At 73.3% G+C, this 17,766-nt stretch carries 16 protein-coding genes and 1 pseudogene; 8 read left to right on the top strand and 9 right to left on the bottom strand.

The genetic code is table 11. The features are described 5' to 3' along the window. Positions 1-66: 66 nt before the first annotated feature. On the bottom strand, positions 67-549 hold the full coding sequence (locus IEY56_RS28540; RefSeq protein WP_229711971.1) for a hypothetical protein: 483 nt from the start codon (positions 547-549) through the stop codon (positions 67-69). A gap of 139 nt (positions 550-688) precedes the next feature. Here IEY56_RS28540 and IEY56_RS17595 point away from each other — a divergent pair, with 139 nt between their 5' ends. Further along, positions 689-1,081, top strand: a complete 393-nt coding sequence (locus IEY56_RS17595) for a hypothetical protein (protein WP_189038167.1) — start codon at positions 689-691, stop codon at positions 1,079-1,081. On the opposite strand, the gene hutH is transcribed toward IEY56_RS17595, so the two are convergent. The 3 genes and pseudogenes from hutH to IEY56_RS17610 all read right to left on the bottom strand — a co-directional run bounded on the left by hutH (position 1,054) and on the right by IEY56_RS17610 (position 5,162). Further along, positions 1,054-2,607 carry a histidine ammonia-lyase gene (hutH, locus tag IEY56_RS17600; RefSeq protein WP_189038168.1) on the bottom strand — a complete coding sequence of 518 codons (1,554 nt, stop codon included), beginning with the start codon at positions 2,605-2,607 and terminating at the stop codon, positions 1,054-1,056. The two genes, IEY56_RS17595 and hutH, sit on opposite strands and share 28 nt — an antisense overlap. 347 nt (positions 2,608-2,954) lie before the next feature. After that, a pseudogene (locus IEY56_RS17605) lies at positions 2,955-4,205 on the bottom strand (GGDEF domain-containing protein); the annotation flags it as partial. 147 nt (positions 4,206-4,352) lie between these two features. Beyond that, complete coding sequence (locus tag IEY56_RS17610; protein ID WP_189038170.1) at positions 4,353-5,162, bottom strand: enoyl-CoA hydratase/isomerase family protein; 810 nt, start codon at positions 5,160-5,162, stop codon at positions 4,353-4,355. A 109-nt stretch (positions 5,163-5,271) separates the two neighbouring features. Between IEY56_RS17610 and IEY56_RS17615 the strand changes: the two genes are divergently transcribed. Continuing rightward, positions 5,272-5,727, top strand: coding sequence for a VOC family protein (locus tag IEY56_RS17615; protein ID WP_189038171.1), 456 nt, complete (start codon positions 5,272-5,274; stop codon positions 5,725-5,727). 103 nt (positions 5,728-5,830) lie between these two features. Here IEY56_RS17615 and IEY56_RS17620 read toward each other — a convergent pair whose 3' ends face one another. Beyond that, positions 5,831-7,075 carry an adenylate/guanylate cyclase domain-containing protein gene (locus tag IEY56_RS17620; RefSeq protein ID WP_373292113.1) on the bottom strand — a complete coding sequence of 415 codons (1,245 nt, stop codon included), beginning with the start codon at positions 7,073-7,075 and terminating at the stop codon, positions 5,831-5,833. Positions 7,076-7,401: 326 nt separating this feature from the next. Continuing rightward, the gene (locus IEY56_RS17625) at positions 7,402-8,325 is read right to left on the bottom strand and encodes a biotin--[acetyl-CoA-carboxylase] ligase (protein ID WP_189038173.1); all 924 of its coding nucleotides are present in this window, start codon (positions 8,323-8,325) and stop codon (positions 7,402-7,404) included. A gap of 223 nt (positions 8,326-8,548) precedes the next feature. Between IEY56_RS17625 and IEY56_RS17630 the strand changes: the two genes are divergently transcribed. The 4 genes from IEY56_RS17630 (at position 8,549) to IEY56_RS17640 (ending at position 11,478) form a co-directional block, all read left to right on the top strand. Next, positions 8,549-10,150 (top strand): acyl-CoA carboxylase subunit beta, encoded by a 1,602-nt coding sequence (locus tag IEY56_RS17630; RefSeq protein WP_189038174.1) that lies wholly within the window; start codon positions 8,549-8,551, stop codon positions 10,148-10,150. A gap of 12 nt (positions 10,151-10,162) precedes the next feature. After that, positions 10,163-10,405, top strand: a complete 243-nt coding sequence (locus IEY56_RS17635) for an acyl-CoA carboxylase subunit epsilon (protein ID WP_189038175.1) — start codon at positions 10,163-10,165, stop codon at positions 10,403-10,405. 195 nt (positions 10,406-10,600) lie between these two features. Further along, a complete protein-coding gene (gene mmpB, locus IEY56_RS28865) occupies positions 10,601-10,729 on the top strand; it encodes a morphogenic membrane protein MmpB (RefSeq protein WP_268241334.1) in 129 nt (42 codons plus the stop codon). Positions 10,730-10,800: 71 nt separating this feature from the next. Then, positions 10,801-11,478, top strand: a complete 678-nt coding sequence (locus tag IEY56_RS17640) for a Maf family protein (protein WP_189038176.1) — start codon at positions 10,801-10,803, stop codon at positions 11,476-11,478. A 63-nt stretch (positions 11,479-11,541) separates the two neighbouring features. Here IEY56_RS17640 and IEY56_RS17645 read toward each other — a convergent pair whose 3' ends face one another. Then, the gene (locus IEY56_RS17645; protein ID WP_373292116.1) at positions 11,542-12,009 is read right to left on the bottom strand and encodes a hypothetical protein; all 468 of its coding nucleotides are present in this window, start codon (positions 12,007-12,009) and stop codon (positions 11,542-11,544) included. A 435-nt stretch (positions 12,010-12,444) separates the two neighbouring features. Here IEY56_RS17645 and IEY56_RS17650 point away from each other — a divergent pair, with 435 nt between their 5' ends. Continuing rightward, a complete protein-coding gene (locus tag IEY56_RS17650; protein WP_189038177.1) occupies positions 12,445-14,217 on the top strand; it encodes an acetyl/propionyl/methylcrotonyl-CoA carboxylase subunit alpha in 1,773 nt (590 codons plus the stop codon). 164 nt (positions 14,218-14,381) lie between these two features. Here the strand turns inward: IEY56_RS17650 and IEY56_RS17655 are convergent, their stop codons facing one another. Next, entirely contained in the window at positions 14,382-15,395 is a 1,014-nt protein-coding gene (locus tag IEY56_RS17655; protein WP_229711973.1) for a DeoR/GlpR family DNA-binding transcription regulator, read from the bottom strand. Between the two features lie 157 nt (positions 15,396-15,552). Next, complete coding sequence (locus IEY56_RS17660; protein ID WP_189038179.1) at positions 15,553-17,040, bottom strand: NAD(P)H-quinone dehydrogenase; 1,488 nt, start codon at positions 17,038-17,040, stop codon at positions 15,553-15,555. A 265-nt stretch (positions 17,041-17,305) separates the two neighbouring features. Here IEY56_RS17660 and IEY56_RS17665 point away from each other — a divergent pair, with 265 nt between their 5' ends. Continuing rightward, positions 17,306-17,743 (top strand): gamma-glutamylcyclotransferase family protein, encoded by a 438-nt coding sequence (locus tag IEY56_RS17665; RefSeq protein WP_189038180.1) that lies wholly within the window; start codon positions 17,306-17,308, stop codon positions 17,741-17,743. Positions 17,744-17,766 lie beyond the last annotated feature (23 nt).

A 17,766-nucleotide genomic window follows, 5' to 3' on the forward strand; every position in this document is an offset into this window, starting at 1 on the left:
GAAACGCCTGGTCAGGGCGGGTGGGGAACGGCGCTCCGACGCGTGTTCGGGCTCCGGCGCCGCCTTTCAGCCCCGGCGCCCGCCCGAGGCGTACCCGGCGGCGTCGACGGCCTCGCGGATCCCGCGGGCCTCGCCTGGGTCCTGCTCCGGCTCGCCGTCCAGGTCGCCGCGGAGGCCGCCGTCCGCGTCGTCTTCAGGGTCGTCTTCGAGGTCACCGTCGAAATCGGCGAAAGGCGGAAGCGCGCCGAGCCCGTCCTGCCGGACCTCCTCGCTGCCCCAACTGGCGTGCGCCAGCTCCACTCCCGGCAGCTCGCGCACGAGGTCGAACGGGTCGACCAGGTAGGCGATGGCCTCGCCCGCGTCCCCGGCGACGGTCTCCCTCGCGTGCTCCCGCTCCTCGTCCGGCATCAGCTCGTCGCCTTCCACCCGGGCGAGGGCGGACCTGGTCAGCGCGTGGGAGTCGGCGATCTCGACGACCAGGTCCACGTGGAGCCGGATGTGCGGCCCCGAGCCCGTGGGGTCGGTGCGCGGTGTCTCGTCAGCGTCCATGTACGGAGCGTAAGCGCAGCGGAGGCGCGGGTTCCGTAGGACCCGCGGCGGTCTATAACATCGGCCACCGCGCCGTCAGTTCGTGGCGTGCGCACCGCTCGTCGCTCGTCGCACCACAGCACTCGGAAGGGGCTATCCAGTGCCCGCAGCCGGACTCTCGACCGTGTCCGCACACCGCCGGTCCCTGGTGACCGCGACTGCCGCCGGCGCGGTGCTCTGCGCCCTCTGGTTCGTCCCCACGGCCAAGGCCGTCCCGGACGGCACGGGCACAGACGTACGACAGGCCGGCCACTCCGCCGTGACGCACGGCGCGGCCCGGGACAGCGGCCCCCACTCGGGAGCGGGCGCGCCGGAGCACACCGCGGGACGGCCCGCGGGCGTCAACTCCTCGGACCCGGGAGCCGTCGGCTCCCCTTACGTGCTGGGCGGCCTGGCGCTCGCGGGGGCCGGCGGCGCGCTGGTCGTCCGCTCGCGCCGCCGGGCGGCCGGTGCCCGCGCGGCGTCTCAGGCGAGTGCGCCCGTCACCGACTGAGCCGCGCCCACCAGGGCCCCCGTCCTGACGAACTCCTCGCACGCCGCCAGGTCGGGTGAGAGGAAGCGGTCGGGGCCCGGGCCCTCGGCGCCCGCCTCGCGGAGCGCTCTCACGATCGCCGCCGTGGCGTCGCCCGGGGTCAACCGGCCGCCCTCCGCCCGCAGTTCGACCGCACGCGTCGCCGCGTAGAGCTCCACGGCGACGACGCGCGTCAGGTTGTCCACAGCTGTGCGCAACTTGCGCGCCGCGGACCAGCCCATCGAGACGTGGTCCTCCTGCATCGCCGAGGACGGGATGGAGTCCGCGGACGCCGGGACCGCCAGCCGCTTCATCTCGCTGACCAGGGCCGCCTGTGTGTACTGGGCGATCATCAGCCCCGAGTCGACTCCCGCGTCGTGCGCGAGGAACGGCGGAAGGCCGTGCGAGCGGTTCTTGTCCAGCAGCCGGTCGGTGCGGCGCTCCGCGACGGAGGCGAGATCGGCCGCGGCGACGGCGAGGAAGTCCAGCACGTACGCCACGGGGGCGCCGTGGAAGTTGCCGTTGGACTCCACGCGCCCGTCGGGCAGTACGACGGGATTGTCGACGGCCGCGTCCAGTTCCCGCTGCGCGACGGTGAGGGCGTGCGCGAGGGTGTCCCGGCCTGCGCCGGCGACCTGAGGCGCGCACCGCACCGAGTAGGCGTCCTGCACGCGGGGCGCGTCGTCCTGGTGGTGCCCCGTGAGGCCGGAACCCGCGAGCACCTTCCGCATGTTGGCGGCCGACGCGGCCTGTCCCGGGTGCGGGCGTATGGCGTGCAGCTCGGGCGCCAGGACCTTGTCGGTGCCGAGCAGCGCCTCCAGGGTGAGGGCCGCGGTGATGTCGGCCGAGGTGAAGAGGCGTGCGAGGTCGGCACCCGCCAGGAGCAGCATGCCGAGCATGCCGTCGGTCCCGTTGAGGAGGGCCAGCCCTTCCTTCTCGCGGAGTTCGACGGGGGCCAGTCCGTGCTCCTCCAGCAGTCCGGCGGCCGGGGCCACCGTGCCGTCGGGTCCCTCGGCGTCGCCCTCGCCCATCAGGGCGAGCGCGCAGTGCGAGAGGGGGGCGAGGTCCCCGGAGCAGCCGAGGGAGCCGTACTCGTGCACGACGGGGGTGATCCCGGCGTTCAGCAGGTCGGCGATGGCCTGCGCGACTCGCGGGCGCACACCGGTCCGCCCCGAGGCGAGCGTCTTCAGGCGCAGGAACATCAGCGCCCGCACGACCTCACGCTCGACGCGCGGCCCCATGCCCGCCGCGTGCGAGCGGACGATGTTGCGCTGGAGCTGCGCGCGGAGCCCGGGGCTGATGTGGCGGACGGCGAGGGCGCCGAAGCCGGTGGAGACGCCGTAGACGGGTTCGGGCCTCGCGGCGAGGTCCTCGATGTGGCGCCGTGCGGCCTCCAGTGCCGCCACCGCCTGCGGCGACAGCTCCACGCGTGCGCCGTCCCGGGCGACGGCGATGACGTCCTCGGGGGTCGTGCCGGACTCGCCGAGCACCACGGTGTGCATAGTCATATTCAGGCACCCTAGAGAGTGAATCGATTCCTGTCACGACCGGGGCCTCGAACCGCTTCCCCCGCCGGCACGCTCCCCGCCCCGCCTCCGCAGGAGGCACGGCCCGCCCGGTGTCCGGCTCAGCGACGCCCGCCGGCCCGCCACGGCACGTCCGGCCCGCCGGCGGTCCCCGGCTCCCCGGCCCGCGGACGGACTTCCCCAGCGTCGCCCCGTACCCCGTCGCCGCCGCCTCCGCCGTTGCCGCCGGCCCGGCCTCCGTCGGCGGGACGGAGCCCGTCGCCCCTGCCCGGGCCCCCGCCCTGTGACGGCTCGCCCGGTGGCGGCTCGTCCGCTCCGCTCGTCGCGTGCCCGCGGAAGTGCCGGCGGTCGCCCGGCGGTGAAGCCGCGACGGGCGCCTCGGCTCCGGCGCTCCCGGCCACCGCCTCGTCCGCCTCGGACGCGTCGGCGAGCCGTACGACCGGCCCGGAGACACCCCCGTCCCGCCCGGCCACCACCGGACGGCGGGCGCGCGCCGCCTTCGCCCGGTACTGCGCGGCGTCCGCGAGCCGGAAGAGGCGCGCCGCGGAGCGCACCGGCCCGATGGGGTCCCCCGTCGACGCCACGCCGCAGGCCACACCGTCCCCGGCCTGGAGCCCGGCGGCCATGCGGCAGACCTCCTCGGCCGCCCGCACCACCCGGTCCGCGTCCGGTCCGACCGTCAGCAGGCAGAACTCGTCGCCGCCCAGCCGTGCCGCGAGTGCGCCCGGCAGGGTCGCCCCGCACAGCGAGAGCACTATCCCGAAGCGCTCCAGCAGCCGGTCGCCGGCGGCGTGCCCGAGTTCGTCGTTGACGCGTTTGAGGCCGTTGACGTCGCAGACGACGAGGCTGACGACCGTCCCGTCCTCGCGGTGCCGCTGAAGGCCGTCCTCCAGCTTCCCCTCGATGGCACGGCGGTTGGCGAGTCCGGTCAGCTGGTCCGTGAAGGCGAGCCGGCGGACCTCTTCGAGCTGCTCGTTCTGCGCGATCCCGGCGGCGATGATCTCGGCCAGTATCGTCGCGAAGTGGGCGTCCGACTGGTCGAATACGGGTTCCCCCACCCCCCTGGCGACGTACAGCTCACCCCAGGCCCTGCCGTGCAGCACGATCGGCGCCACGACGCAGCAACCGCGCCCCCTGCGGCGCAGGGCCTCCACGCGCGGATGGACGCGTATCGCACGGCCGGCGGCCCCGCCGCCGGCGGTCTCGCCACTCGCCGTCTCGTCGCCCGCCGTCTCGATCCAGGCGTGCGGCTCGTCCTTGCCCTCCACCCGCCAGCGTTCACGGAGGGACTCGGTGATCTCGGGGAAGTCGTGCACCGGGTAGGACTCGTCGTCCGGGAACTCGCTCTCGCCCGCGGCCAGCTTCCCGACGTTGACCAGGACGTCCAGCCGCCCGCGCGCCCTGTCCCAGGCGGATATCGCCGCGAACACGCCGTCCATCGCCGCGCACGCCCGCACCGCGGCGGCGTGCGCGACCTCGCGGTGCGCGGAGTCGCGGGGATGCGCGTCGCAGAAGCGCTGCGCCGTCGTCATGGCCTGAGCCAGCTCGACGACCGCCCGCAACCGTGGGTCCTCTCCCATGAGTGCCAGGCTAGAAGCGTTCCGCCCGGACCGCCGTCCGGCTTGCTCCCGGTACGGGTCGTCCGCGGGACCGCTCCGCGGCGTCCTTTCCCCGGGGGATCGCGGGACGGGGCGGCCGAGGCGCCGCCCCGGTGCGGTGGACGTCTTTCACTCCCCTGGCCACTGCGGCTTCCGCTTCTCGTTGAACGCCGCGACGCCCTCGGCCCGGTCCCCGGAGAACGCGACGGTGCGCCAGGCGGCGTCCTCGATCTCCAGGCCGGCGCTCAGGTCCAGGCCCCAGCCCGTACGGAGCGCGCGCTTGGCGGCCCGCAGCCCGACCGGGGAGTTGCGTGCGATGCGTCCGCCCAGCGCGAGCGCCTCGTCGCGGTCGCGGCCCTCCTCGACCAGCTCGTCGACGAGGCCGAGGCGGTGGGCCTCGGCGCCCTCGACGCGGCGGGCCGAGAAGATCAGTTCGGCGGCGCGGGCCGCGCCCACGCGGCGCGGCAGCAGCTGCGTACCGCCGCCCCCGGGGATGACGCCGACCGAGACCTCGGGCAGTCCGACGACGGCGGTGGGGTCGGCGACGATCACGTCGCAGGAGAGCGCCAGCTCGAAGCCGCCCCCCAGCGCGTAGCCGTGCACGGCCGCGACGGTCGGCATCGGAAGCTCCAGGACACCGGTGTAGGCGGCGCGCGCGGTCGGCCGCTGGCGCCCGAGTTCGGCGTCGCTGAGCGAGTTGCGCTCCTTGAGGTCCGCGCCCACGCAGAAGGCCCGCTCGTGCGTGGAGGTGAGCACGGTGGCGCGTACGCCGCGGTCGGCGGCCAGGTCCGCGCACGCCTCGGCGAGACGGGCCGCCAGCTCGCTGGAGACGGCGTTCATGGCGCCGGGCCGGTCCAGGACGAGTTCGGCGACGTGGGTCTCCGCGTCCTTGCGGACGGCGATCCACTCCCCGTAACGCTCTTCGCTCACGCTGCTCATCGACGCCTCCGGTTAACGCTCGCTCACCAGTGTCCGCGGGTCACTGTACGGTCCGCCCGGAGGACTGAGAACGCCCGCCCTGTCAGACCCGTCTGCGATGCTCCCGGGCATGGAAGCGACGCTGCAGCTGACCGTCGACTGCGCTGATCCGCAGCGGATGGTGGCCTTCTGGACCAGGGCTCTGGGCTACGTGCCCGAGCCTCCTCCCGGGGGCCACGCCACGTGGCGCGAGCACTGGGAGGCGATGGGCGTGCCGGAGGAGGAGCTCCCCGAGGGCGCCGGTGAGACGCCGGAGTCGGCCGTCGACCCGGAGGGCCGGGGGCCGCGCCTGTGGTTCCAGAAGGTCCCGGAGCCCAAGACGGTCAAGAACCGGGTCCATCTCGACGTCCTGGTCGGTGGCGGAAGCGGCACCCCGCTGCCCGACCGGACCCGCCGGGTCACGTCGAAGGTCGAGGAGCTGACAAAGGCGGGCGCCGCGGTCCTCCGGATCATGGACGAGCCGGGCATGGACTACTACTGCGCCGTGCTGCGGGACCCGGAGGGGAACGAGTTCTGCGTCGCCTGACGCGGCCTGCGGCGAGGCGTACCAGCACCGGAAGCACCACCCCGGGCCTGGGAGATCCGCGCCCCGGAGCCCGCTCCAGCCGTGGCGGCGCGGGTACCCGGGCTCAGCGGCGCGCCAGCATCCAGGGTTCGACGACGCCGAGGCCGCGGACGGGCCGCTGGTACAGCGGCTGCAGCGCGAAGCGGTAGTCGGAGAGGTCCTCGGTCTCCTTCTCCGACTCGGGGGCGTCGCCGGCGGCGACGAGCTCCGCCCGGAAGTCGCCGTCCACGAGCACCCGGTCCTTGGGAGCTATCGACGTCAGCCTGCTGGCGAGGTTGACGGTGTTGCCGAAGACGTCGCCCATGCGGGTCGTCATCGTGCCGAAGGCGATGCCGACGCGCAGCTCGGGCATCGTCGGATCGTTGGCCATGGTCTCGATCAGGCGCAGGCCGATCTCCGCGGCGGTCCCCGCGTCCTCCGCGACGTAGAGGATCTCGTCGCCGAGCGCCTTGATCAGACGTCCGCCGTTGGCGGCGACGAGGTCGGCCGCCGTGGTCTCGAAAGCCTCCACGAGCTCGCCGAGTTCGTCGTCCTCCAGGCGGCGCGTGAGACGCGTGAAGCCGACGAGGTCGGCGAAGGCGATGGCCTGCCGCCGGTCCACGGTCTCCTCGTCGTCGAGGGCCTGGACGACGCGTCCGGTGGCCGCGGCGAGCTGCCGCCGCCACACGTAGACGAGGAACTCCTCCAGCTCCGGGAGGAGCAGCTGCACCAGCGGATAGGTGACCTCGTTGCGGGTCATGCCGGGCTCGGGAGGCTCCGTCAGCCCCATCAGGAACGAGTCGATCTGCCAGTCCGCCAGCCGCGACGTGGTCTGCCCGGTGGAGCGGGCGACCTGAACGGCCGTCGCCTCGCTGAGCAGCCCGGCCTCGACGAGGCCCGCGAGGCGGCGCAGCGCCAGCACATCCGCCTCGGTGAGCGCCCGGGCCTGGCCGACGTCGGCGAAGCCCATGGCCCGCCAGAAACGCGAGGCCAGCTCCATGGAGACCCCGGCGGCCCGTGCCGCCTGGAACGGGGTGTACTGGCGGGAGGAGCCGAGGATCAGCTCCTCGATGCGCAGGGCGCTGGGGTCGTCGTCGCTCTCGCCGCTTCCGCCCTGCACGCGGGGCAAGGGCTGGCCCGAAGGCTGCGGCGGCCCGGCGGGACCGTCGGATCCGGGCGCGGAGGCCTCTGCGGGACGGGCGGCGTGAGCGGGGGGCGCCGCCCGTGGGACCGGCCGCTCCGGTGGCCGCGCCGCGTCTCCCGGCTCCCCGTCCGGTGCCGGCTGCGACCCGGACGCACGGGCGGGCGTGTCCGGTTCATCGTCGGCCACTGTCCGCCCCTCGCCGGGCCCGGTCGTACCTGCGCACTGCCCTTCCGTTCTCTTGTCGAGATCTTCGGGGATCACCGGGACGCGCCGCATCCGCATCCCCTCCGCCGCGTGCCAACAATACGGCAGCGGTCCGCTGAACAGGCCCCTCTGTGGACGCTCCGGCGCACTCGTGCCACCGACTCGGCACATCGCCCGACCGCCCGTCACCGACGGCGATCCGGCGTGCACCCACCGCCGATCCGCGCGCGTTCCCGGGGCCCGCTGCGGCGTGACCGCGCCGCCCGGCGGCCACTCGGCACGACCGCCGCGTCATCGCCGTCCGGCGGTCACGCCCCCGTGCCCCCGGCCCCGCGCAGATGCACGATGTCGCCCGCGGCGACGGGGCGCTGCACGCCCTCCTCCGTGCCGATGACGAGCCGCCCGTCGCTGTCGACGGCCACCGCTTCGCCGACCAGCTCCTCGCCCCCGGGAAGCTCCGCCCGCACCGGGCGTCCGAGCGTCGAGCAGCCCGCCGCGTACGCCTCGAGCAGGCCGCTGCCCAGCGGATCGCCGTCGGCGGCGCTCCAGCGCCCGTACCAGTCCTCGACCGAGCGGAGCACCGCGCGCAGCAGCGGGTCGCGGTCGGTGCACCGCGCGCCCGCGAGGACGAGCGACCCGGCAGCGGGGACGGGGAGTTCGGAGCCGCTGAGGGAGACGTTGAGGCCCATGCCGAGGACGACCGCGCCAGGCCCCTCCGGGGTGCGCCCCGGGCCGCCGCCCTCCCGCGTCGCGGGCAGCGAGGTGCGCTCGGCGAGGATGCCGCCGATCTTCCGCTCCGTGCCGCCGGTCTCGACGAGGATGTCGTTCGGCCATTTCAGGCCGGTGTCCACTCCCGCGGTGCGGGAGAGCGCGCTGGCCACGGCCACCCCCGCGAGGAGCGGCAGCCAGCCCCAGCGCTCCTGCGGGGCGGGCGGCTGCAGCAGGACCGAGACGAAGATCCCGGAGCGCGGCGGCGCGTTCCAGCTGCGGTCGAGCCGGCCGCGGCCGGCCGTCTGCTCCTCCGCGACGAGTACGGCGCCCTCCCGCGCCCGTCCGTCTCGTGCGCGCTCCACGAGGTCGGAGTTGGTGGAGCCGGTGCTCTCGACGACGTCGACCGAGGTCCACAGGCTGTCGGCCCGTGTCAGCGCACGGCGCAGCGAGGCGGCGTCGAGAGGGGGGCGGTCGAGGTCCGACCAGCGGCTGCCTGAGCTGTCGGGCGAGTTGGGCGTCATGACGTCAGCGTAGATCCGCGGGCGGGGGCGCCGCCCGCGCGGCGGCAGCGGGCCCCGGCCGGGGAGTCCCGCACAGGCGGGGCGGACGCCGCGCGTCTCGCGCCCGGGGTTCCGCCTGCCGTTCGCAGGCCGCGAGTGTGGCCAACGCCGCACCGACGAAGACCTGCTTCGCGGATAGCCTACGAACCGGTAGCCGCACGCGACGAGTAGGAGCCGCACCCTGATGTCCGAGCAGTCCGAGCAGGCGAGCCCTGACATCCACACGACCGCGGGAAAGATCGCGGACTTCGAGCGCCGGGCCGCGGAGGCGACGCACGCGGGCTCGCAGCGGGCGGTCGAGAAGCAGCACGCGAAGGGCAAGCTGACGGCGCGGGAGCGGATCGACCTGCTGCTGGACGAGGGGAGCTTCACCGAACTGGACGAGTTCGCCCGGCACCGCTCGACCAACTTCGGGCTGGAGAAGAACCGTCCGTACGGTGACGGTGTCGTCACCGGCTACGGCACGGTGGACGGGCGTCCCGTCTGCGTCTACTCGCAGGACTTCACGATCTTCGGCGGTTCGCTGGGCGAGGTCTACGGCGAGAAGATCGTCAAGGTCATGGACTTCGCGCTGAAGAACGGCTGCCCGGTCATCGGCATCAACGACGGCGGCGGCGCGCGTATCCAGGAGGGCGTCGTCGCGCTGGGCCTGTTCGCGGAGATCTTCCGCCGCAACGTGCACGCCTCCGGCGTCGTGCCGCAGATCAGCCTCATCGTCGGCCCCTGCGCGGGCGGCGCCGTCTACTCCCCCGCGATCACCGACTTCACAGTGATGGTGGACCAGACGTCGCACATGTTCATCACCGGCCCGGACGTCATCAAGACGGTGACGGGCGAGGACGTCGGCTTCGAGGAGCTGGGCGGCGCCCGCACGCACAACACGACGTCCGGCGTCGCGCACCACATGTCGGGCGACGAGAAGGACGCCATCGAGTACGTCAAGGCGCTGCTGTCGTACCTGCCCTCCAACAACCTCTCCGAGCCCCCCGCCTTCCCGGAGGAGGCGGACCTGGAGACGTCGGACGAGGACCGCGAGCTGGACACACTGATCCCCGACTCCGCGAACCAGCCGTACGACATGCACTCCGCCATCGAGCACGTGCTGGACGACGGCGAATTCCTCGAGACGCAGGCGCTGTTCGCGCCGAACATCATCACCGGCTTCGGCCGGATCGAGGGCCGGTCCGTGGGCGTCGTGGCCAACCAGCCGCTGCAGTTCGCCGGTTGCCTCAACATCGACGCCAGCGAGAAGGCCGCGCGCTTCGTGCGCACCTGCGACGCGTACAACGTGCCGGTGATCACCTTCGTGGACGTGCCGGGCTTCCTGCCGGGCACCGACCAGGAGTACGACGGCATCATCCGGCGCGGCGCCAAGCTGATCTACGCCTACGCGGAGGCGACGGTGCCGCTCATCACCGTCATCACGCGGAAGGCGTTCGGCGGCGCCTACGACGTCATGGGCTCCAAGCACCTCGGCGCCGACCTCAACTTCGCCTGGCCCACTGCCCAGATCGCAGTCATGGGTGCTCAGGGAGCGGTCAACATCCTCCACCGGCGCCGGCTCGCGGCCGTGGAGTCGGACGACGAACGCGAGGCGCTGCGCGCCGAGTTGACGCAGGAGTACGAGGACGCGCTGCTGAATCCGTATGCCGCGGCCGAACGCGGGTATGTGGATGCTGTGATCATGCCGTCCGAGACGCGCCGGCACATCACTCGTGGTCTGCGTACGCTCCGCTCCAAGCGCGAGCAGCTGCCCCCGAAGAAGCACGGCAACATCCCGCTGTAAGGAGGCCGTCGCATGCTCGACTCGACGTCAGGGGAGCACCCGCCGTTCCCGCCCATCAAGGTCGTACGGGGCAACCCGACTCCGGAGGAGCTGGCCGCCGCCCTAGCGGTGGTCAGAGCGCGCGCAGCCGCGATGGTGGAGGCCGGGCCGGCCTCCGTGGCCGCCGACGAGTGGTCCGACCCGGCACGCACCGTGCCGCGCAGAGTCCCGCACCCGGGGCCGAAGGCATGGCGCACGACGTACTGGCCCGCCTGACCGCCCCGCACGCCACGGACGAACCGTCCCCAGCCGGACGCGAAAGCCCCCGGACCGGACGCGGAACGCCCTGCCCGGCAGTCCCGCCGCGCAGGGCGTTCCCATGCCGTCCGAGCGCCTCCCGAGTGCCCGGTCCGGCACGAATGAGTACGCGTACTCAGGTGCTCGCCCCCGCTGCGCCGCACCATGGAATTCATGCTGTGGACCGACCCCCGCGACGAGCCTCCGAAGGAGATGCGCGCCACCCTGGCGATGCTGGGACGTCTCAGCTGGCTCCTGCCGATCGTGGTCGTGACCATGCTGCTCCTCGTCAGCGTCCGCTGACCCGGGCCCCGGGCCTCCGCAGCGGGCAGACGAGCCCTCCGGCGGCCCCGCCGGGTCCCTACGATGGCGTCATGACCTCTGATCCCTCCCCCTCCTCCCAGCCGCCGGCTTCCGCCGGCTCCGGCGAGTCCACCGCGTCCGGCCCGGGCCGGCCCGTCCGCCGGCTTGTGCTCGCCTCCGCCTCGCCAGCGCGGCTGGGGCTGCTGCGGCAGGCCGGGTTCGACCCCGAGGTGGTCGTCAGCGGCGTCGACGAGGACCTGCTGGACGCGCCCACCCCGGCCGCGCTGGCGAAGGTTCTGGCCGAGGCCAAGGCCGCCGCGGTCGCGGACCTTCCGAAGGCGGAGGACGCCCTCGTCGTGGGCTGTGACTCGGTGCTGGAGCTGGACGGCAGGCCGCTCGGCAAGCCCGCGGACGCCGAGGAGGCGACAGCCCGCTGGAAGGCGATGCGGGGTCGTTCCGGTGTGCTGCAGACCGGTCACTGCGTCATCGACGACCGCACCGGCGCGCGTACTTCGGCGACGGCTTCGACGACCGTCCACTTCGGCGAGCCGTCCGACGAGGAGATCGCCGCGTACGTGGCGTCGGGCGAACCGCTCCACGTCGCGGGCGCGTTCACGCTCGACGGCCGCTCCGCGCCCTTCGTCGAGCGCATCGAGGGCGACCACGGCAACGTCATCGGCCTGTCGCTGCCGTTGCTCCGCAAGCTGATGGCCGAACTGGACGTGCGGATCACCGATCTGTGGACGTGATCCGCTGAAGCCCGCTGGCGCGGGGACGGCCTCGTCCCGAACCGCCCTGCGGGCGCGGCCCGTTCAGGGAGCGGACGGCCTCGGGTCCGGCGCCGCGGGGGCGGCGGGCCCGCTGCCTGCCGGGCCCGGCGGAGGGCTCTGCCGCTCCGCGGTCTCCTCGACGCTGTAGGAGACGAGCGACCAGACGATGAGCCCCAGGACGACCATCATGAAGAGGAACGCGGCCCAGCCCACGAGTCCGACCGTCGCCGCGCCGAGCAGTCCGTGCACCACGGCAGCACTGATCAGGACGATGCGCAGCAGTCCGGTGGGCGCCCTGTCGCGCACGGCCGTACGCACCAACACCGCGGCGCACAGCAGCAGATAGCCGCCGAAGAGCCCCCCGGCGACGACCGCGGAGAGCGACATCGAGCGGGGTTCGAGTCCCGCCATGGACATCTGCTGCTCGTCCACGACCATGCTCAGGAAGACATGCAGCAGAACGATGCCGACCGCCTCGACGGCCAGTATCAGCGCCGCGGCCCCGGCCACCCAGCGTCTGAGCCCCACCCCGCCCACCCTCTTCCGCTCCTCATATGTCCGCCGCCACGGCGATGCTCCCGGTTACCTGGAGTACGTCGCTATGGCACCGCGAACGCTACTTACGGGTATCACAGCGGGCAAGAGGATCGACGCGAAGCAAAGTTTCCCTCCCGCTTTCATAGGAATCCCACAAAGACCTGCCGCCGGGGCCCGCGTTGCGGGACGGAGACCTTGCCCACATCGCCGGTTCGCCGAGCTTCCCGGGGAACCCGGCGTACCTTGGGGTGGCAAGGCACACGGAGGCTCGTGACGACCGCGAGTAACACTCCGTGTGGGCAAGCTCACGCCCGGGGGCGACTCGGCCTGGGGTGTCGTCAGTACCTAAACTTTCACCACTCAGCACATCGAATCTTGTTGCGGAGCAGCGCCAAGTAGGGAGACATCGTGCGCAAGGTGCTCATCGCCAACCGCGGCGAAATCGCTGTTCGCGTCGCCCGCGCCTGCAGGGACGCGGGAATCGCCAGCGTCGCCGTCTATGCCGAGCCGGACCGGGACGCGTTGCACGTCCGGGTGGCCGACGAGGCATTCGCCCTGGGCGGTGACACTCCGGCGGCCAGTTACCTCGACATGGACAAGGTGCTGAAGGCGGCGGCCGATTCGGACGCGGACGCCGTCCACCCCGGGTACGGATTCCTCTCGGAGAACGCCGACTTCGCGCAGGCCGTCATGGACGCGGGGCTGACCTGGATCGGCCCCCCGCCGGACGCGATCCGCGGCCTCGGCGACAAGGTCGCCGCCCGGCACATCGCCCAGCGCGCCGGCGCCCCGCTCGTCGCGGGCACCAAGGACCCAGTCTCCGGCGCCGACGAGGTCGTCGCGTTCGCCGAGGAGCACGGCCTCCCCATCGCCATCAAGGCGGCGTTCGGCGGCGGCGGACGCGGCCTGAAGGTGGCCCGCTCGCTGGACGAGGTCGCGGAGCTGTACGACTCGGCGGTACGCGAGGCCGTCGCGGCGTTCGGCCGCGGCGAGTGCTTCGTGGAGCGCTACCTGGACCGCCCGCGCCACGTCGAGACCCAGTGCCTGGCGGACAAGCACGGCAACGTCGTCGTGGTCTCCACGCGTGACTGCTCCCTCCAGCGCCGGCACCAGAAGCTCGTCGAGGAGGCGCCCGCGCCGTTCCTGAGCGAGGAGCAGAACGCCGAGCTGTACCGCGCGTCGAAGGCCATCCTGAAGGAGGCCGGCTACGTCGGCGCCGGCACCTGCGAGTTCCTCGTCGGGCAGGACGGCACGATCTCCTTCCTGGAGGTCAACACCCGTCTGCAGGTGGAGCACCCCGTGACAGAGGAGGTCACCGGGATCGACCTCGTCCGCGAGATGTTCCGCATCGCCGACGGCGAGGCCCTGGAGTACGACGACCCGCAACTGCGCGGCCACTCCTTCGAGTTCCGCATCAACGGCGAGGACCCGGGCCGCAACTTCCTGCCCGCGCCCGGAACCGTCACCAGCTTCGCGCCGCCCTCCGGCCCCGGCGTCCGCCTCGACGCGGGCGTCGAGTCCGGCTCCGTCATCGGTCCCGCCTGGGACTCCCTGCTCGCCAAGCTCATCGTCACCGGCGCCACCCGGCAGCAGGCGCTGCAGCGGGCGGCCCGTGCGCTGGACGAGTTCACCGTCGAGGGCATGGCGACGGCGCTGCCGTTCCACCGCGTCGTCGTACGCGACGAGAAGTTCGCCCCGGAGGTCAACGGCCGTCCGGACGGACCCTTCGACGTGCACACCCGCTGGATCGAGACGGAGTTCGTCAACGAGATCGAGCCCTTCGCCGGTGCGGGTGCCGACGCCGACGAGGACGAGTCCGGCCGCGAGACCGTCGTCGTCGAGGTCGGCGGCAAGCGCCTCGAGGTCTCCCTGCCGTCCTCGCTGGGCGTCACCGCGGCCCCTGCGGCGGGCGGCAGCAAGAAGCCCAAGCGCAAGGCGTCCAAGAAGGCGGGCAGCGCCGCCTCAGGCGACGCCCTCGCCTCCCCCATGCAGGGCACCATCGTGAAGGTGGCCGTCGAGGAGGGGCAGCACGTCGAGGAGGGTGAACTCGTCGTCGTCCTGGAGGCGATGAAGATGGAGCAGCCCCTGAACGCGCACCGCTCCGGCACCGTCAAGGACCTGCATGCGGAGGTCGGCGGCTCGCTCTCCGCGGGCACCGTCATCTGCGAGATCAAGGACTGAGCCGGCGGGGCTGCCGGGGCGTACGCGTCCGGCAGCCCGTCAAGAGAAGGAAGCGTGACGGGCTGCTCGCCGTGGGGCGCTCGTGCAACGGGCGCGCCACGGCGAGCAGTTCCACGTCCGGACGGCTCATGTCCGCCGGGGGCTCCCGGCGGACGGAGGCCCGCTCAGCGGCGCCTGGGTGCCAGATCGGCCACACGCCCGCCGCCCTGCCCCTGGTCGGGCGGTGACGGAGCGCTGCGCAGCTGCGGCGGGCCCGAGGCACCCGGGGGCCCCGCACTGCCCGCGCCCTGCGGATGGTTGCGCCGCTGCCCGGGCATCGGCATCTCCCGGCGGCCCTTCTCGCCGCCGCGTCCGGGCTCACCTCCGCGGCCTCCCGGGCCGCTCCCGCCTCCGCCGTGCGCCTGCGCGGCGCCCTCGGCACCTCCGGTCTGCGCCACCCCGGCCACGGTGATCTGCACGCCCTGGTCCGCGAGCGCCTGCAACTCGGTGCCCGCGCGGTCGTTCTGCGGCGGGGGCTTGTCCGTCACCAGACGCGTCATGACGTCGGCCGGAACGGTCTGGAACATGGTGTCGCGGCCCAGCTTGGTGTGGTCGGCGAGCACGACGACCTCTGCGGCGGCCTGCACCAGGGCGCGGTCGACGCTCGCCGAGAGCATGTTGGACGTCGAGAGGCCGCGTTCGGCGGTGAGACCGCTTCCGGAGAGGAACGCGCGGGAGACCCGCAGGCCCTGGAGCGACTGCTCCGCCCCGCTGCCGACGAGCGCGTAGTTCGAACCGCGCAACGTGCCGCCGGTCATGACGACTTCGACGCGGTTGGCGTGTGCCAGCGCCTGTGCGACGAGCAGGGAGTTGGTCACCACCGTCAGCCCCGGGACGCGCGCGAGTCTCCGCGCCAGCTCCTGCGTCGTCGTCCCCGCGCCGACGACGACGGCCTCGCCCTCCCCGACGAGCCCGGCGGCGATGTCGGCGATGGCCGTCTTCTCCGCACTCGCAAGGTGGGACTTCTGCGGGAACCCGGACTCGCGGGTGAATCCGCCGGGCAGGACGGCGCCGCCGTGCCGGCGGTCGAGCAGCCCTTCTGCCTCCAGCGCGCGGACGTCACGGCGCACGGTCACTTCGGAGGTCTGGACGACGCGTGCGAGCTCACGGAGCGACACGGCTCCGTTCGCTCGGACCATTTCCAGAATCAGTTGGCGACGTTCTGCAGCGAACACGGAACTGACAGTAACCCCAACGACCGTCTGCTTTCAGCAGTTTTCGTCGATTATTGGAAGTTGTCCATAGCTGCACGGGCCGCATGGTATACCCACGAAGCGGACGAACCGGTCGGCCGGTTTATGCGTCCTCGGCGGTCTTCCGGGTGTGCAACTGCCGCGCCACCTCGCCGATCGAGCCGGTCAGCGACGGATAGACGGTGAAGGTGTTCGCGATCTGCCCGACCGTCAGGTTGTTGTCGACGGCGACGGAGATGGGGTGGATCAGCTCGCTCGCCCGCGGCGCGACGACCACGCCGCCCACCACGATCCCGGTGCCCGGGCGGCAGAAGAGCTTCACGAAGCCGTCCCGGATGCCCTGCATCTTCGCGCGCGGGTTGCGCAGCAGCGGCAGCTTCACGGACCAGGCGTCCATCCGGCCGCTGTCCACGTCGGCCTGGCTGTAGCCGACCGTGGCGATCTCCGGGTCGGTGAAGACGTTCGCCGAGACCGCCTTGAGGTTCAGCGCCGTGACCGTCTCCCCCAGCACGTGGTACATCGCGATGCGGCCCTGCATCGCGGCGACGGAGGCGAGCGCGAAGACTCCGGTGCAGTCGCCGGCCGCGTAGATGCCGGGAGCGGAGGTGCGGGAGACCTTGTCGGTCCAGATGTGCCCGGACTCCTTCAGCCGCACGCCGGCCTCCTCCAGGCCCATGCCGGAGGTGTTGGGCACCGCGCCGACCGCGACGAGGCAGTGGCTGCCGGTGATCGTGCGGCCGTCCTGCAGCGCCACCTCCACGCGGTCGCCGACGCGCTTGGCGGAGGCCGCGCGGGAACGGGACATGACGTTCATCCCGCGGCGCCGGAAGACGTCCTCCAGCACCGCCGCGGCGTCCGGGTCCTCTCCCGGCAGCACCCTGTCGCGGGACGAGACGAGCGTGACGTCGGAGCCCAGCGCCCGGTAGGCGCCCGCGAATTCGGCACCCGTCACGCCGGAACCGACGACGATGAGCTCCTCCGGCAGCTCCTCCAGGTCGTAGAGCTGCTTCCAGTTGAGGATGCGCTCCCCGTCCGGCTGGGCGTCCGGGATCTCCCGCGGATGCCCTCCCGTCGCCACCAGCACGGCGTCGGCGGTCAGCCGCTCCTCGGCAGCGGGCTGCGCGGACGTGCCGCCCGCACCGGAGGAGCCGTCACCCGTCGGCGTGACGACGACCTCGCGCGAGCCTCCGGGCCCCTGCCCGGGCTCCACACGGCCCCGGCCCCGCAGCACGCGCACGCCCGCGCGCGTCACGGACGCGGCGATGTCGTGCGACTGCGCCAGGGCGAGACGCTTCACGCGGCGGTTGACCTTGCCGAGGTCGACGCCGACGACGCGGGCGGGGTCGTCCGGGTCGTGCGTGCTGTCCTCGACGCGGATGCCCAGCTCCTCGTACGAGGAGTCGAAGTTCGTCATCACCTCGGCGGTGGCGATGAGCGTCTTCGAGGGGACGCAGTCGGTGAGCACCGACGCACCCCCCAGACCGTCGCAGTCGACGACGGTCACCTCCGCGCCGAGCTGCGCCGCCACGAGGGCGGCTTCGTAGCCGCCCGGTCCGCCACCGATGATCACGATCCGAGTCACATACCCCATTGTCCCGCACGTGTATGCGACCGGTCCCGCACCCCCCTCCGGCTGCTCCGGCAGCGGCGGCCGGCCATGTCGGGGCGCCCCGGCAGGGCCCGCCCGCGGTCGTCCTCCACGCTCCCGCCACGGCCGTCTCCCCTCCCTCCCCCACGGGCCGTACGCCCGACGCCGCACCCCTCGGAGCGCCCGCTTCCGCTCCCGGCGCGGGCAACCCTCCACGCCCCCCTGCGCCACCGCCGGCGCGGCGGTGGACTCCCGTACCCTCGTCGTCATGTCGCTCTACGCCGCGTATGCCGCGAACCTCGACGCGCGGCTGATGTCGCGCCGCGCCCCGCACTCCCCGCTGCGCGGCACGGGCTGGGTGACCGGCTGGCGGCTCACCTTCGGCGGCGAGCAGATGGGCTGGGAAGGGGCGCTGGCGACGGTCGTGGAGGCGCCCGTCTCGCAGGTCTTCGTCGCGCTGTACGACATCGCCCCGATGGACGAGGACTCCCTCGACCGCTGGGAGGGCGTGGGCCTCGGCATCTACCGCCGCACGCGGCTGCGCGTCCACACCCTGGACGGCGAGGCCACGGCCTGGTGCTACGTCCTCGACGGCTACGAGGGCGGCCTGCCCTCCGCCCGCTACCTCGGCGACATCGCGGACGCGGCCGAGTCCGCCGGCGCACCGCACGACTACGTGATGGAGATCCGCAAGCGGCCCTGCTGATCCGCGCCCGCTCACGGCCCCTG

Origin of the sequence: Streptomyces daqingensis, from assembly GCF_014645895.1 — a bacterium.
Classification (GTDB): Bacteria; Actinomycetota; Actinomycetes; order Streptomycetales; family Streptomycetaceae; genus Streptomyces; species Streptomyces daqingensis.

Bases quoted from the DNA above. Each gene is read 5' to 3' on its own strand.
- IEY56_RS17635 (WP_189038175.1), top strand. From the start codon at position 10,163: ATGCTCGACTCGACGTCAGGGGAGCACCCGCCGTTCCCGCCCATCAAG.
- IEY56_RS17655 (WP_229711973.1), bottom strand. From the start codon at position 15,395: ATGGTCCGAGCGAACGGAGCCGTGTCGCTCCGTGAGCTCGCACGCGTC.
- IEY56_RS17665 (WP_189038180.1), top strand. From the start codon at position 17,306: ATGTCGCTCTACGCCGCGTATGCCGCGAACCTCGACGCGCGGCTGATG.
- mmpB (WP_268241334.1), top strand. From the start codon at position 10,601: ATGCTGTGGACCGACCCCCGCGACGAGCCTCCGAAGGAGATGCGCGCC.
- IEY56_RS17625 (WP_189038173.1), bottom strand. From the start codon at position 8,325: ATGACGCCCAACTCGCCCGACAGCTCAGGCAGCCGCTGGTCGGACCTC.
- IEY56_RS17660 (WP_189038179.1), bottom strand. From the start codon at position 17,040: ATGGGGTATGTGACTCGGATCGTGATCATCGGTGGCGGACCGGGCGGC.
- IEY56_RS17615 (WP_189038171.1), top strand. From the start codon at position 5,272: ATGGAAGCGACGCTGCAGCTGACCGTCGACTGCGCTGATCCGCAGCGG.
- IEY56_RS17630 (WP_189038174.1), top strand. From the start codon at position 8,549: ATGTCCGAGCAGTCCGAGCAGGCGAGCCCTGACATCCACACGACCGCG.
- IEY56_RS17610 (WP_189038170.1), bottom strand. From the start codon at position 5,162: ATGAGCAGCGTGAGCGAAGAGCGTTACGGGGAGTGGATCGCCGTCCGC.
- IEY56_RS17640 (WP_189038176.1), top strand. From the start codon at position 10,801: ATGACCTCTGATCCCTCCCCCTCCTCCCAGCCGCCGGCTTCCGCCGGC.
- hutH (WP_189038168.1), bottom strand. From the start codon at position 2,607: ATGACTATGCACACCGTGGTGCTCGGCGAGTCCGGCACGACCCCCGAG.
- IEY56_RS28540 (WP_229711971.1), bottom strand. From the start codon at position 549: ATGGACGCTGACGAGACACCGCGCACCGACCCCACGGGCTCGGGGCCG.